This window comes from Vibrio ziniensis (genome assembly GCF_011064285.1).
In the GTDB taxonomy this organism is placed as follows: domain Bacteria; phylum Pseudomonadota; class Gammaproteobacteria; order Enterobacterales; family Vibrionaceae; genus Vibrio; species Vibrio ziniensis.
On record NZ_CP049331.1, the window covers coordinates 1,464,999 to 1,478,664 of the forward strand.

General features: G+C 44.6%; 9 protein-coding genes. 7 read left to right on the plus strand and 2 right to left on the minus strand.

Annotation, left to right across the window (positions count from 1 at the left end; all coding sequences use genetic code 11):
• Positions 1 to 64: 64 nt before the first annotated feature.
• The 7 genes from G5S32_RS06680 to atzF all read left to right on the plus strand — a co-directional run bounded on the left by G5S32_RS06680 (position 65) and on the right by atzF (position 9,649).
• Positions 65 to 1,141: a putative urea ABC transporter substrate-binding protein gene (locus G5S32_RS06680; protein ID WP_165311277.1), complete on the plus strand. Its 1,077-nt coding sequence runs from the start codon at positions 65 to 67 to the stop codon at positions 1,139 to 1,141.
• A gap of 53 nt (positions 1,142 to 1,194) precedes the next feature.
• Complete coding sequence (locus tag G5S32_RS06685) at positions 1,195 to 2,016, plus strand: ABC transporter permease (protein WP_165311278.1); 822 nt, start codon at positions 1,195 to 1,197, stop codon at positions 2,014 to 2,016.
• 1 nt (position 2,017) lies between these two features.
• Entirely contained in the window at positions 2,018 to 2,797 is a 780-nt protein-coding gene (locus tag G5S32_RS06690; RefSeq protein WP_165311279.1) for an ABC transporter ATP-binding protein, read from the plus strand.
• A gap of 9 nt (positions 2,798 to 2,806) precedes the next feature.
• Positions 2,807 to 3,538 carry an urea amidolyase associated protein UAAP1 gene (locus G5S32_RS06695; protein WP_165311280.1) on the plus strand — a complete coding sequence of 244 codons (732 nt, stop codon included), beginning with the start codon at positions 2,807 to 2,809 and terminating at the stop codon, positions 3,536 to 3,538.
• Positions 3,539 to 3,548: 10 nt separating this feature from the next.
• Entirely contained in the window at positions 3,549 to 4,196 is a 648-nt protein-coding gene (locus G5S32_RS06700; protein WP_165311281.1) for an urea amidolyase associated protein UAAP2, read from the plus strand.
• Between the two features lie 79 nt (positions 4,197 to 4,275).
• Positions 4,276 to 7,887, plus strand: coding sequence for an urea carboxylase (gene uca, locus G5S32_RS06705; protein WP_165311282.1), 3,612 nt, complete (start codon positions 4,276 to 4,278; stop codon positions 7,885 to 7,887).
• Position 7,888: 1 nt separating this feature from the next.
• Complete coding sequence (atzF, locus tag G5S32_RS06710) at positions 7,889 to 9,649, plus strand: allophanate hydrolase (RefSeq protein WP_165311283.1); 1,761 nt, start codon at positions 7,889 to 7,891, stop codon at positions 9,647 to 9,649.
• A gap of 49 nt (positions 9,650 to 9,698) precedes the next feature.
• Here atzF and G5S32_RS06715 read toward each other — a convergent pair whose 3' ends face one another.
• Both G5S32_RS06715 and katG read right to left on the minus strand, forming a co-directional pair.
• Positions 9,699 to 11,054, minus strand: a complete 1,356-nt coding sequence (locus tag G5S32_RS06715; protein WP_165311284.1) for a diguanylate cyclase domain-containing protein — start codon at positions 11,052 to 11,054, stop codon at positions 9,699 to 9,701.
• Positions 11,055 to 11,442: 388 nt separating this feature from the next.
• Positions 11,443 to 13,617: a catalase/peroxidase HPI gene (gene katG / locus G5S32_RS06720; RefSeq protein WP_165311285.1), complete on the minus strand. Its 2,175-nt coding sequence runs from the start codon at positions 13,615 to 13,617 to the stop codon at positions 11,443 to 11,445.
• Between the last annotated feature and the right edge of the window lie 49 nt (positions 13,618 to 13,666).

Below are 13,666 nucleotides of genomic sequence, written 5' to 3' on the forward strand. Positions count from 1 at the left end.
CAATTTCATTGGTTATGCTCTCGCGTTAATGTTTTTAAAAGTGACTCACATTGGAGGTGATCCTATGAAACCAACCTTTAAACACTCCCTAACCGCATTAGCGTTGTCTGCTAGCGTACTAGCTACTCCTTTTATTTCTCAATCAGTTCAGGCTGAAGAAAAGTCGGAATTTACCGTCGCTTGGTCAATTTATGCAGGCTGGATGCCATGGGATTATGCTGCTTACTCTGGCATTATGGATAAATGGGCGGAAAAATACGGTATTAAGGTCAACATCGTACAGGTGAATGACTATGTAGAATCCATCAACCAGTACACAGCGGGTCAATTTGACGCAACAGTAATGACCAATATGGATGCTTTGACTATTCCTGCTGCTAGTGGAGTGGATTCAACCGCACTGATTGTTGGTGACTTCTCTGACGGTAACGATGGTATCGTCCTTAAAGGTGCCAAATCTCTGAAAGATGTCAAAGGGCAGAACATCAACCTTGTTGAATTGAGCGTTTCTCACTACCTAATGGCCCGTGCTCTTGAAAGTGTAGGTTTGTCTGAGAAAGATGTAAATGTTGTCAACACTTCTGATGCCGATATCGTAGCGGCATTCAGCACAAAAGATGTGACTTCAGTGGTGACTTGGAACCCATTGTTAAGTGAAATTACCGCTCAGCCAAATACTTCTCTGGTTTTTGACTCTTCAAAAATTCCCGGTGAAATCATCGACCTGATGATTGCTAACACCGAAACCTTACAAGACAACCCTAAACTGGGTAAGGCTCTTACCGGAGCATGGTATGAAATCATGGGCATCATGACATCAAAATCAAAAGCCGATGAAGCGAAAAGTTACATGGCTAAACAGTCTGGTACTGACTTAGCAGGTTATAACCAGCAACTCGCCGCAACGTTTATGTACTACAAACCCTCAGACGCGGTGACTTTTACCAATGGTGCAGATTTGAAAGAGACCATGAAAAAAGTTGCTGAATTCTCTTTTGATCATGGCTTGTTGGGTGAAGGTGCGCCAGATGCGGGTTTCATTGGTATTGAAACCCCTTCAGGTGTTTACGGTAATGCAGACAACATCAAACTGCGTTTTACGGCTGATTACATGGATATGGCAGCTAAAGGCGAGCTTTAATCTACGGTGAAAACCACCCATAGCGTTATTAGCCAAAGTGAATTGGAGAAACTATGAGTAAACTCATCAACCGCCACCCATCTCGATATGGACGATTGATGTTGGGAGTGCTGCCATTTGCGATATTAATTGCGTTGTATGTGGTCGCTTCCGATGCCCGATTAGCGATCAACCCAGCCGATAAACTGTTACCAGCATTTAGCAGCTTTTTCGAAGCAATTGATCGTATGGCGTTTACTCCCAGTAAACGGTCTGGCGAGTATCTGCTATGGGTTGACACCTGGGCGAGTCTTCAACGCTTAATGTGGGGTGTTGGTCTGAGTGCATTAGTCGGTTTGTCGATTGGCATTGCCAATGGAATGCTACCTTTGGTGCGCTCTACCTTGTCACCTGTTGTAACCGCGATTTCGTTAATTCCACCAATGGCTATCCTGCCAATACTGTTCATCACCTTTGGTTTGGGTGAGTTGTCTAAAGTGGTGCTTATTTTTATTGGTATCTGCCCGATCATCGTAAGGGACATACAACTGAAAGCCGCATCCTTACCTCAAGAGCAGTTGATCAAAGCTCAGACATTAGGCGGCAATAGCTGGCAGATCATTCTGCGAGTTGTACTTCCACAAATTGTTCCACGATTGATTGAAGCCATTCGCCTAACTCTGGGCAGTGCATGGCTGTTTCTTATCGCAGCGGAAGCCATTGTTGCAACTGAAGGTTTGGGATATCGAATCTTTCTGGTTCGTCGTTACATGTCGATGGATGTGATTCTTCCTTACGTTTTATGGATCACCATATTGGCTTACACCATGGATTGGTTGCTAAAGCAGTTATCGCTAAAACTTAGCCCTTGGTATCACCAGAGTCAGGGAGAATAAGATGGAAAAGCCAATTATCGAAGTGAAACAGGTGTGGAAAGAGTATGGCGATAACATCGTACTTGAGCATCTCAACCTTAAAGTGTTACCGGGTGATTTCGTCAGTATTGTCGGAGCATCTGGATGTGGCAAAACGACTTTCCTCAATATGCTTTTAGGCACTGAGCAGCCTTCACGAGGACAGATTTTGCTCGATGGAGAAGCGCTTTCAGCTGAGCCAGGTGTAGAGCGTGGCATTGTGTTCCAGAAATACTCTGTATTTCCTCATTTGACGGCTTTGGAAAACGTGATGCTTGGGCATGAATTTGTTCATGGCGATCTCAGTTCAAAACTCCTCGGTCGCTCTTTTGGTGCTAGTAAGCAGCAAGCCAAGCAACAAGCGCAGGCGATGTTGAAAGAAGTGGGGTTGAGTGACGCTCAGAATAAATACCCACATGAGCTTTCCGGCGGTATGCGTCAGCGTTTGTCTATTGCTCAGGCTTTGATTAAAAAGCCCCGCATCTTACTTCTTGACGAACCTTTCGGCGCACTAGATCCGGGTATTCGCAAAGATATGCATGCGTTAGTTAAGAAGCTGTGGAGCGAACAGAAACTAACAGTATTTATGATTACACACGACTTGAGCGAAGGCTTCCATTTAGGCAACCGCCTTTGGGTGTTTGACCACACCCGCGTAGATGAACAAGCCCCAGAACGTTTTGGCGCTCGAGTTACGTTTGATATTGCACTTGATAAGAAAGAACAAGTAAGTGCAGTAAAACAGCAACTTCAAGTTGCTTAGGAGAATAGGATGTCCGATACCAACTCAATTTTTACTGATGTGATTCCCGGTGCGGCGCACTGGTCGATGACGATGAAAAAAGGCACAGTCCTCAAGCTTAAAGACTTAGAGGGCGGCGCCAATGTCAGCATGCTTTTTTACAATCCAACTAACCTGCTAGAGCGTTATAACGCGCCGGATACATTGAAGTGTCAGCATACGTTTAAGCTTACTACCGGACACTGTCTGTATTCAGACATGGGGCATGTGTTCTGCTCAATTGTTCGTGATGATACAGGTTGGATAGATACCGTTTGTGGTGTCGCCAACAAACAAAAAGTGACCGATAAATGGGGCGCTCGTGACTATCAGGCAGACCGAAATCAATGGAAGCAAAATGGTTATGATGCGCTGCTAGTTGAAGTAGCTAAGTATGGATTGGGCAAACGTGATTTAGCGGCGAATCTTAATCTGTTTAGTGCGGTAAAAACCAATGAAGTTGGTGATATGGCTTTTGCCGAACAACACAGCAAAGCAGGGGACTGTATTGAACTTCGCTTCGAAATGGACACTTTAGTTGTCTTCACTACTTGTCCGCATCCAATGAATCCAGCCAAAGATTACCCATTTAAGCCGGTTGAGTTTTCTGTTTATGAAGCTGAACCCTTAGCGGCGGATGACCCTTGTTTAACATCGCGCGAAGAGAATGGACGTGGTTTCGAAAACAACCGCCGTTTCCATGCTGCGTGTAGCCATCACTAAGGAGAGAATCATGATTGTAGAAAGTAGTTTACAGGCTGATCAGGCCGTTAGACGCGATATCGTGCTTGCAGGTGATTACTACATGAAAGTCGTTAAGAAAGGTCAGACGGTGCGTATTTTGGACCTTGAGGGCAATCAGGCAGCAGACACGTTGTTTTATAACGCCAATGATCCGGGTGAGCGCTACAGTGCGATTGATACCATTCGTGAGCAGGGCAATGTTTACCTCACAGCAGGAACCAAGATTCTTTCTGATCAGGGCAATATTATGCTCGAGATCGTGGCTGATACCTGTGGTCGCCATGACACATTAGGTGGCGCTTGTGCAACGGAAAGTAATACGGTTCGTTACGCGATTGAAAAGAAATGTATGCACGCCTGTCGTGATAGCTGGTTACTTGCGGTTGCAGAGAATGACCAGTACGGAATGAGTAAGCGTGATATCACCCATAACATCAATTTCTTTATGAATGTTCCAATTACCGCAGATGGTGGATTGACGTTTGAAGATGGTATCAGTGGTGCAGGGAAGTATGTCGAGCTGAAAGCTGAGATGGACGTGATTGTTCTGATTTCTAATTGCCCTCAATTGAATAACCCATGTAATGCCTACAACCCGACACCGGTTGAAGTACTGGTGTGGGATACAGCGGCTTAATCGCTCTAATGAGTCGGGGACGACCCCATTCAAGGCTCAAAAGGATCAACGGGACGGCCCGCAAAATTTGGATTTGCTTATGTTTAACAAGGTACTAATTGCTAACCGTGGCGCAATAGCATGCCGAGTCATCAGAACTCTAAAAAAATTAGGCGTGACAAGTGTGGCGGTATACAGCGAAGCCGATGCTCAGAGCTTACATGTAGTGCAGGCAGATGAGGCATACTCCTTGGGTGTAGGCGCTGCATCTGCAACCTACCTCGATCAGCAACGCGTGATTGAAATTGCAAAACAATGTGGCGCGCAGGCTATTCACCCGGGTTACGGCTTTTTAAGTGAAAACCCAGACTTTGTTCACTTATGTGAGAAGAACAATATTGTCTTTTTAGGACCGACTCCTGAACAGATGAAGGTATTTGGATTTAAGCACTCAGCACGTGAATTAGCCGGACAGGCTGGTGTGCCACTCCTTCCCGGTACACAGCTACTTACTGATATACAGCAAGCGCTGAGCGAAGCGGAGCGAATTGGTTACCCTGTCATGCTAAAGAGTACTGCTGGCGGTGGTGGTATCGGCATGCAGTGTTGTTATGACCCAGAATCTTTAGAATCCGCATTCGATTCAGTGAAGCGTCTTAGCCAGAACAATTTCAGTAACAGCGGTGTGTTCTTAGAAAAATTCATTGAGCATGCCCGTCATATCGAAGTGCAAATATTTGGTGACGGCCAAGGTACGGTAGTCGCGCTCGGTGAGCGTGACTGTTCGGCGCAGCGTCGTAATCAGAAGGTGATTGAAGAGACTCCAGCACCGAACCTATCCGATGATATTCGTCATTCTTTGCATAGCACAGCGGTGAAACTGGCAGAACAAATCCATTACCGCAACGCTGGTACGGTGGAATTTGTTTTCGACCAACAAAACGAACAGTTTTATTTTCTAGAGGTCAATACACGCCTTCAGGTAGAGCATGGTGTCACCGAAGAAGTTTTCGGTGTTGATTTGGTTGATTGGATGGTTCGGTTAGGGGCAGGAGAATTATCAACGCAAGAACTGACCGCGGAAAGACAACCACAAGGGCATGCCATTCAGGTTCGTTTATACGCAGAAGACGCAAACAAATCCTTCCAGCCATGCGCTGGTTTATTGAGTCATGTTGAATGGCCGGTAGTTGAAGGCTTACGTGTTGAGCATTGGATTGAAGCGGGAGTAGAAGTCTCGCCATTCTTTGATCCAATGCTGGCGAAAGTGATTGTTCATGGTAAAAACCGCAAAGAAGCGCTATCAAAACTGATCCAATCCCTCGAACAAACCAGCATTTATGGTATCGAGCACAACCAAGCTTATCTGCAGCAGCTGCTTACAAACGAACTTGTGCAAAGAGGTGAAGTACTGACACGCAGCTTAAATGAGTTCGTTTATCAGCCAACGACACTGGATGTGATTAGTGGTGGTACACAAACCACTATTCAGGATTATCCGGGACGTAAGGGCTACTGGAATATCGGTGTGCCACCATCAGGTCCTATGGATTCATTAAGTTTCCGTCTTGCAAATCAGCTATTAAATAACGATGAACACTGTGCTGGGTTGGAGATAATTCTTTCTGGCCCAACACTGAAGTTCAACACTGCTAAACAGTTCGTTGTTACCGGTGCGCACATTGATGCAACGCTAGATGGAACTTCACTAAATCATGGGGAAGTGCATTTTGCGCAAGCGGGACAAACACTAAGATTGGGTAAAGTCACTGGTCATGGTGCTCGTAGCTATTTTGCCATCGAAGGTGGAATTCAATGTCCGAATTATCTGGGCAGTAAATCGACCTTTACTTTGGGGCTGTTTGGCGGTCACGCTGGCAGAGCGCTACTTGCGGGCGATGTGCTGCATGTTACTGGAACTGCAAGTACGGGTGAGTTAGCCGGTAAATCTGGGGTACTTCCTGCAATGGAAGAGTTGTGGGAAATCCGTGTGATGTATGGTCCTCATGGTGCTCCTGATTTCTTTACCGATAACGACATTTCGGAATTTTTTGAGGCAACGTGGAAGGTTCACTTTAACTCCAGTCGCACGGGTGTTCGTTTGGTGGGGCCAAAACCACATTGGGCGCGTCAGGATGGTGGCGAGGCAGGACTTCACCCATCAAACATCCATGACAACGCATATGCAGTTGGGACGATTGATTTCACTGGTGATATGCCTGTGATTTTAGGCCCAGATGGCCCAAGTCTTGGCGGCTTCGTTTGTCCTGCGACCATTATCAAGGCTGATTTGTGGAAGATGGGACAGCTTAAAGCGGGAGATAAGGTTCGCTTTATTGCTGTGAGCTTAGAGCAAGCTGAAATGGCGGAGCGTAAACAAAACGCTCAGGTTGAATCCGTTTGTTTTGAGCACATTCCTTTGCAAGCGTGCGAATGTACAACAGCCGTTGTTCACAGTCTTTCCGCTGAGCAGGTTGGTGAAGACGTAGTGTATCGTTCCAGTGGTGAAGATTTCTTGCTGGTGGAATATGGCCCGCAAGTATTGGATATTCGTCTGCGTTTTCGCGTTCATGCTTTGATGCTCAAACTGGAGTCGCTAAAGGTTGCAGGCATCGAGGAGCTGACTCCGGGTATTCGCTCACTGCAGGTTCATTTTAATAATCTGGTTTTGTCTCGCTGCAAACTCTTATCTCTTCTAGAAGAGTTAGAGCATGAGATGGATGACATTGACCAATTACGAGTTCCGGCTCGAATCGTGAACATTCCGCTGTCGTGGGATGACCAAGCAACGCGTTTGGCGATTAGAAAATACGATGAACTGGTTAGAAAAAATGCACCTTGGTGTCCTGACAACATTGAGTTTATCCGCCGTATTAACGGACTAGATTCCGTAGACGAGGTTAAGAAAATCGTTTTTGACGCTAGCTACTTGGTTATGGGGTTGGGGGATGTTTACTTAGGTGCGCCAGTTGCCACTCCTATCGACCCTCGTCATCGATTAGTAACCACTAAATACAATCCTGCCCGTACGTGGACACCTGAAAACGCGGTTGGTATCGGTGGTGCATATCTTTGTGTTTATGGTATGGAAGGACCGGGCGGCTATCAGTTTGTCGGTCGTACTTTGCAAATGTGGAATCGCTACAGACAGACCAAAGAGTTCCAAAAGCCTTGGTTACTGAGGTTCTTCGATCAGATTCGCTTTTACGAAGTAAGTGCAGAAGAGTTGCTGGATATCCGCAACAAACATCCGCTTGGGCAATATCCGTTAAAAATAGAAGAGACAACTTTCTCCCTTGCGGATTACCAAGCATTGGTTGAAGAGCACAGTGACGATATTGCACGTTGTAAACACCGCCAGCAAACCGCTTTCGAAGCTGAACGTCAACGCTGGGTTGAGTCTGGACAGGCGAACTTTGTTGTCGAAGAAGTCGAAGTCGAACAAGCCGAAGCGATTGAACTACAACATGGCCAAACACTGGTTGAGAGTCAGGTTGCAGGTAACGTATGGCAAGTCGTCGCCCAACCGGGTAAAACCGTTCAGGCTGGTGAAGTGATTATGATACTTGAAGCGATGAAGATGGAACTTGAAGTGGTAGCACCATGTTCTGGTGAAATTGCGTATTTGTGCAGTGAGCAAGGAACACAAGTTACAGCTGGACAACCGCTAATGGTGATCAATGAAATCACTGCAAGTAAAGGAGCAGCATAAAATGGCATTACTAACGATTGAGCAATTATTAGCAGCCTATCGTGAAGGTTCAGTCACTCCCTTCGAACTTTTATCTGAGAAGCTGAAGAGCGCGCGAAATGACCAACATAATGCGTGGATATCTCTCATCAGTGATGAACAGCTTGCACTGTATATCAAAGGGTTAGAAGGATTTAACGTCGACGATTTACCTCTCTACGGCGTACCATTTGCGATTAAAGATAATATCGACTTAGAAGGTTTAAATACGACGGCTGGCTGTGTCGAATACACATACCAACCACAACAATCTGCATTCGTGGTTGAGCTTTTGATTTCCGCTGGTGCTATTCCTTTAGGTAAGACCAATCTCGACCAATTTGCGACAGGCCTTGTCGGTACGCGCAGTCCTTTTGGCGCGGCAAAAAACAGCTTTAATCCACAATATATATCTGGTGGTTCGAGTTCTGGCAGTGCAGTGACAGTGGCAACCAATCAAGTCTTTTTCTCTCTAGGAACAGATACAGCAGGTTCTGGTCGCGTGCCTGCAGGTTTCAACAATATTCTTGGTTTGAAACCAACGAAAGGGACGTTAAGCAGTACAGGACTTGTGCCAGCTTGCAGAACACTGGATTGCATTACCTTTTTTGCTCGCACTGCCGATGATTTAGAAATTTTGCAAAAAGTGGCTGCTGTTTATGACGACAATGACTGCTACTCACGTGCTTATTTGAACTCTCGAGCGCCTGTTGAGTGCCTTTCAGGTCTTAAAGTCGGTGTTCCAAAAGCTGAGCAGTTAGCGTTCTTTGGCAATCAAGAGTATCAGGTTCAGTTTGAACAGTGTGTGAAGAAGTGGCAGCAGTTAGGCGCTGAACTGATTGAATTTGATCTTTCACCTTTCTTAGATGCTGCTAAGTTACTGTATCAGGGGCCGTGGGTTGCAGAACGATACGCCGCGATTCAAGGGTTTTTCGATGAAAATAGTTCTGCCTGTTTACCAGTGATTGAAACCATTATTGGTGGGGCGAAATCTCTTTCTGCGGCAGACACATTTAAAGCTATGTACAAGTTGCAAGAGTATAAAGTCGTTTGCGATAACCTATTGGAGCAAGTAGATGTGGTTCTGACACCAACCACAGGTTCTATTTATACGATTGATGAGGTAAACGCCGATCCTATCTCGTTGAATTCCAATTTAGGTTACTACACTAACTTTATGAATTTACTGGATTATAGTGCTATTGCAGTTCCTGCTTCTTTTGGCCCTTCAGGTTTACCATTTGGTTTTACATTGTTCGCTCCAGCGTTCAGTGACCGCTTCTTAGTATCTATCGCAAACCGCTGGCAAAAAGCTCAACCTTTACCTTTAGGAGCCACTGGTCAAACTCTTGAACCTCATACGATGATGGAAATTATGGTTTGTGGCGCGCATATGGAAGGTTTGCCGTTGAATCCTCAGCTTGTTGAGTTAGGGGGAGTACTTAAAGCCAAAACTAGGACTTCTGAGAACTATCGATTTTATGCTCTTGCTGGTGGCCCACCATATCGTCCTGGATTGGTACGTGATACAGACTCAGGGCAATCAATTGAGGTAGAAGTTTGGCATATACCCACTCAAAGTGTTGGCAGCTTGCTTGCTCAAATTCCACACCCATTGGGTCTTGGAAGTGTTGAGTTAGAGGATGGGAGATGGGTCAAAGGGTTTATTTGTGAGCCCATTGCTACTAAAGGTGCCGAGGAAATAACGCACCTTAAAAGTTGGCGTAATTACATCAATAAGTAACACCGTTCAGCTAGCTATCTTTGCGTCCATATTGATGCTGTAAAGATAGCTATCTGTAACTGTTCTTGATAAAGGCATTCGCATTCTTGTTAAGGTACATGGCATGATCGGCTTTTGTGATTAGTGCTTCAATATCTGTGTTTTTATCGTTATAGATTGCGTATCCGATACTTAAGCTTGGCTTTATCTCTTTGTTCTTGTGGAAAAAAGATTCGCTCTCGATTTTGCCTTTGATTGATTGAATGACGTTAGTGACTTTTTCAGGCTGATAGACATTTTGCAGAATAATCAGGAACTCATCACCACCAATTCTTGCTACAGTGTCGGTGCTGCGTATGTTTTCTTTTAACTTGATGCTAATGAACTGCAAAAATCTGTCGCCAACATCATGACCAAAATTGTCGTTTACATATTTGAAGTCGTTAACGTCAATACTCAACAGAGTAAAGAAAGCATTGTTATCTCTCTTTGATGACATCTTTCTAAGCAGTTCATTGATGTAGCGTCGGTTGGGTAGTTGAGTTAATTCATCTTGCATCGCTGCCATATGAATGATTTTGTAGTTTTTATAAACTAAGAAAAACAGAGCATAGATAAGTAAAATAGCAAAAAATGCCGTTGTGAGAATTGCTCGTTGAATGAACAACAAATGTGAGCTGTCTGTCAGTTTATATTTAGCGGCTAGTTGCCAGCGACCAAATGGCAGATTTATGAACTGTTGAATATCTGGTTTATCAAATAGTTCAGCTTCACCGTAAAGCATTTTTGCCGTATTTGTAATATTTCTGATCGCTATTTCGGCATCGAAAATGTCGTAGATACCGCTGCTCTTCATCAATGCGTCATAGTCGATAACGACGCTCACTGTTCCCCAATATGCTTTGTTATATGGAAAATCAGAGTATATGGGGTAGCGCGCAATCAAGCCTCTACCACCTTGAACTAAGTTTACGGGACCATCAATGTATACGTGTTGGTTTTGCTTTGCCAATTGAATAGCTTTATTTTGCTCAGGAACACGTGACAAATCTATACCTATAGCGGCTTCATTACCTTTGAGTGGATAAATATAAGTAATCACGTTATTGGGTGAGGCTGTAACGTTACGCACGTGTTGTGATTTCTTTAGAAGTTGACTAGCCACTACCTCCCAATTTTTAAAAGCGACATCAGGGTCGATGGTTATCAATGTTGCCAAACTATCTGCAAGAAAGGTATCCATAAAAATGGAGGCTTCGAAGTTAGAACGAACCAAAGAAATGTTATTAGCTACAACCATTTCTACTTTTTTGGATTCTAAACTGACGTAATGATTTTTGATCGCCATCGTAATTGGTGCTGCAATTGCAAAATAGACGATGGAAAGTACGATAAAAATGAAGTTAGTTTTCTTGTTGTATGACACGTAGTTTTATATCCAGATTATTGAATAGTTGTGTAATAAACCAGTTTCTAGCCTGCCAATACGAATGTTGCCAATTGTTAAAACTATTCTGTAGAAACGTATATATTTATAGTTTTATTTATATAAACATAGCAATTTGTGGTTGAAGCATTTTTATTATGAATGAAATATACCGTTTGTGCGGTTATTTGTGAAGTAACTAGTAAATATCTTCTGGATCAGTTGAATGCAAGCTAGACAATAGATCTACAAGCTATTTAGATTATAGCAATCAGGAAAAGTCACTGTTGCATCGCTACTTAATCTGATCATATTTTTACCCAGAATGTAATAACTCCCTTTCACCTTAGTATATAGAAAAGAACCAAGAGAAAGGGAGATATAAGACTTAGATTAAGTCAAAACGGTCAGCGTTCATGACTTTTACCCAAGCTGAAATAAAGTCTTTCACAAACTTCTCTTTACTGTCATCTTGAGCATAAACCTCTGCGTAAGCCCTAAGTATTGAGTTGGAACCAAACACAAGGTCTACGCGCGTTGCTGTCCATTTCTTGCTATTGGTTTGTCTATCGCAGATATCATAGACATTTTCACCTACAGGCTTCCATGTATAAGACATGTCGGTGAGATTAACAAAGAAGTCATTGGTGAGTTGACCAACTCTGTCAGTGAATACACCATGGGAAGTTCCACCGTAGTTAGCCCCAAGTACTCTCATACCACCAATCAGGACTGTCATTTCGCAAGCGGTTAACCCCATCAACTGTGCTCTGTCGAGTAACATTTCTTCTGCGCTAACAACATAGTCCTTCATTTGCCAGTTCCTAAACCCATCCGCCAATGGTTCTAAAACTTCAAAAGACTCAACATCTGTTTGTGCTTGCGTCGCATCCCCACGCCCGGGGCTAAATGGAACTTTACTATTAAAGCCTGCTGCTTGTGCTGCCATTTCAACACCAACATTACCAGCAAGGACGATGGTATCTGCAACACTAGCACCTGTTTCCGTGGCAATCGATTCTAATACCTTCAAGACTTTAGCTAGCCTCATTGGCTCGTTACCTAGCCAGTCTTTTTGAGGGGCTAAGCGAATGCGAGCACCGTTCGCACCTCCACGTTTATCTGAGCCTCGGAAGGTTCGGGCACTGTCCCAAGCAGTCGCAACAAGTTCATTGACAGCTAAACCTGATGCTACAATTTTCGACTTAACGGCTTCAACATCATAAGAAGTGCTACCTACAGGTACTGGGTCTTGCCAAATTAGATCTTCTTTTGGTACATCTGGTCCTAGATAACGAGCCTTAGGTCCTAAATCGCGATGAGTGAGTTTGAACCAAGCTCTTGCAAAGGTATCTGCGAAATAGTCAGGTTCATCTCTAAAGCGCTCGGAAATTTTGCGATAGTCTGGGTCCATTTTGAGCGCCATATCGGCGTCAGTCATAATTGGGTTGTAGTGTTTTGATGGGTCTTCTACATCGGCTGGTTTATCTTCAGGCGCAATGTTAATCGGCTCCCATTGCCAAGCACCTGCTGGGCTTTTTTTGAGTTCCCAATCGTATTTGAACAGTAGATAGAAGTAACCGTTATCCCATTGAGTTGGGTTTGTGGTCCATGCGCCTTCTATACCACTGGTGACTGTGTCTCGCCCAATGCCACGAGTTTGATGATTCATCCAACCTAAGCCTTGTTCTTCAAGCGATGCGCCTTCAGGATCTGGGCCCAAATTTGTGGCATTGCCATTGCCGTGACATTTACCAACGGTATGACCACCAGCGGTTAGAGCAACGGTTTCCTCATCATTCATCGCCATACGGGCGAAGGTGACGCGCATATCTTTGGCGGTTTTCAGCGGGTCAGGATTGCCGTCCACACCCTCTGGGTTAACGTAAATTAAGCCCATCATTACTGCTGCGAGTGGGTTCTCTAAATCACGTTCTCCGGAGTAGCGACTGCCTTTACCTCCACTAGGTGCAAGCCACTCTTTTTCTGAGCCCCAGTAAGTGTCTTTCTCTGGTTGCCAGATATCTTCACGACCAAATGCGAAGCCAAAGGTTTTGAAACCCATCGATTCATAAGCCATGTTGCCCGCGAGTATGATCAAATCTGCCCAACTGATTTTGTTACCATATTTTTGCTTTATCGGCCAAAGAAGGCGGCGTGCCTTGTCTAGGTTTGCGTTGTCGGGCCAAGAGTTAAGCGGTGCAAAACGCTGATTGCCAGTTGCAGCACCGCCTCGGCCATCAGCGATGCGGTAACTACCAGCTGCGTGCCATGCCATACGGATCATTAAGCCACCGTAGTGGCCCCAGTCGGCTGGCCACCAACTTTGACTATCGGTCATTAGTGCTTTCAAGTCGTTTTTTAGGGCTTCAACATTGAGGTTCTTGAGTTCATCTTTGTATGAAAAATCAGTTCCCAGAGGATTTGTTTTTGAGTCATGTTGATGCAGGATGTCGAGGTTAAGTGCTTTGGGCCACCAGTCCATAACCGACATATCTGACGAAGTCATCCCACCGTGCATTACGGGGCATTTTCGGCCAGTACTTGCTCCATTTTTGTCCATGTCCAACTCCTTATTTCACGTTGCTTTAATACATTTGTCATTAATTTTA

Excerpts from the sequence above, each read along its gene's own strand:
- G5S32_RS06680 (WP_165311277.1), top strand. The coding sequence starts at position 65 with ATGAAACCAACCTTTAAACACTCCCTAACCGCATTAGCGTTGTCTGCT.
- G5S32_RS06685 (WP_165311278.1), top strand. The coding sequence starts at position 1,195 with ATGAGTAAACTCATCAACCGCCACCCATCTCGATATGGACGATTGATG.
- G5S32_RS06690 (WP_165311279.1), top strand. The coding sequence starts at position 2,018 with ATGGAAAAGCCAATTATCGAAGTGAAACAGGTGTGGAAAGAGTATGGC.
- G5S32_RS06695 (WP_165311280.1), top strand. The coding sequence starts at position 2,807 with ATGTCCGATACCAACTCAATTTTTACTGATGTGATTCCCGGTGCGGCG.
- G5S32_RS06700 (WP_165311281.1), top strand. The coding sequence starts at position 3,549 with ATGATTGTAGAAAGTAGTTTACAGGCTGATCAGGCCGTTAGACGCGAT.
- uca (WP_165311282.1), top strand. The coding sequence starts at position 4,276 with ATGTTTAACAAGGTACTAATTGCTAACCGTGGCGCAATAGCATGCCGA.
- atzF (WP_165311283.1), top strand. The coding sequence starts at position 7,889 with ATGGCATTACTAACGATTGAGCAATTATTAGCAGCCTATCGTGAAGGT.
- katG (WP_165311285.1), bottom strand. The coding sequence starts at position 13,617 with ATGGACAAAAATGGAGCAAGTACTGGCCGAAAATGCCCCGTAATGCAC.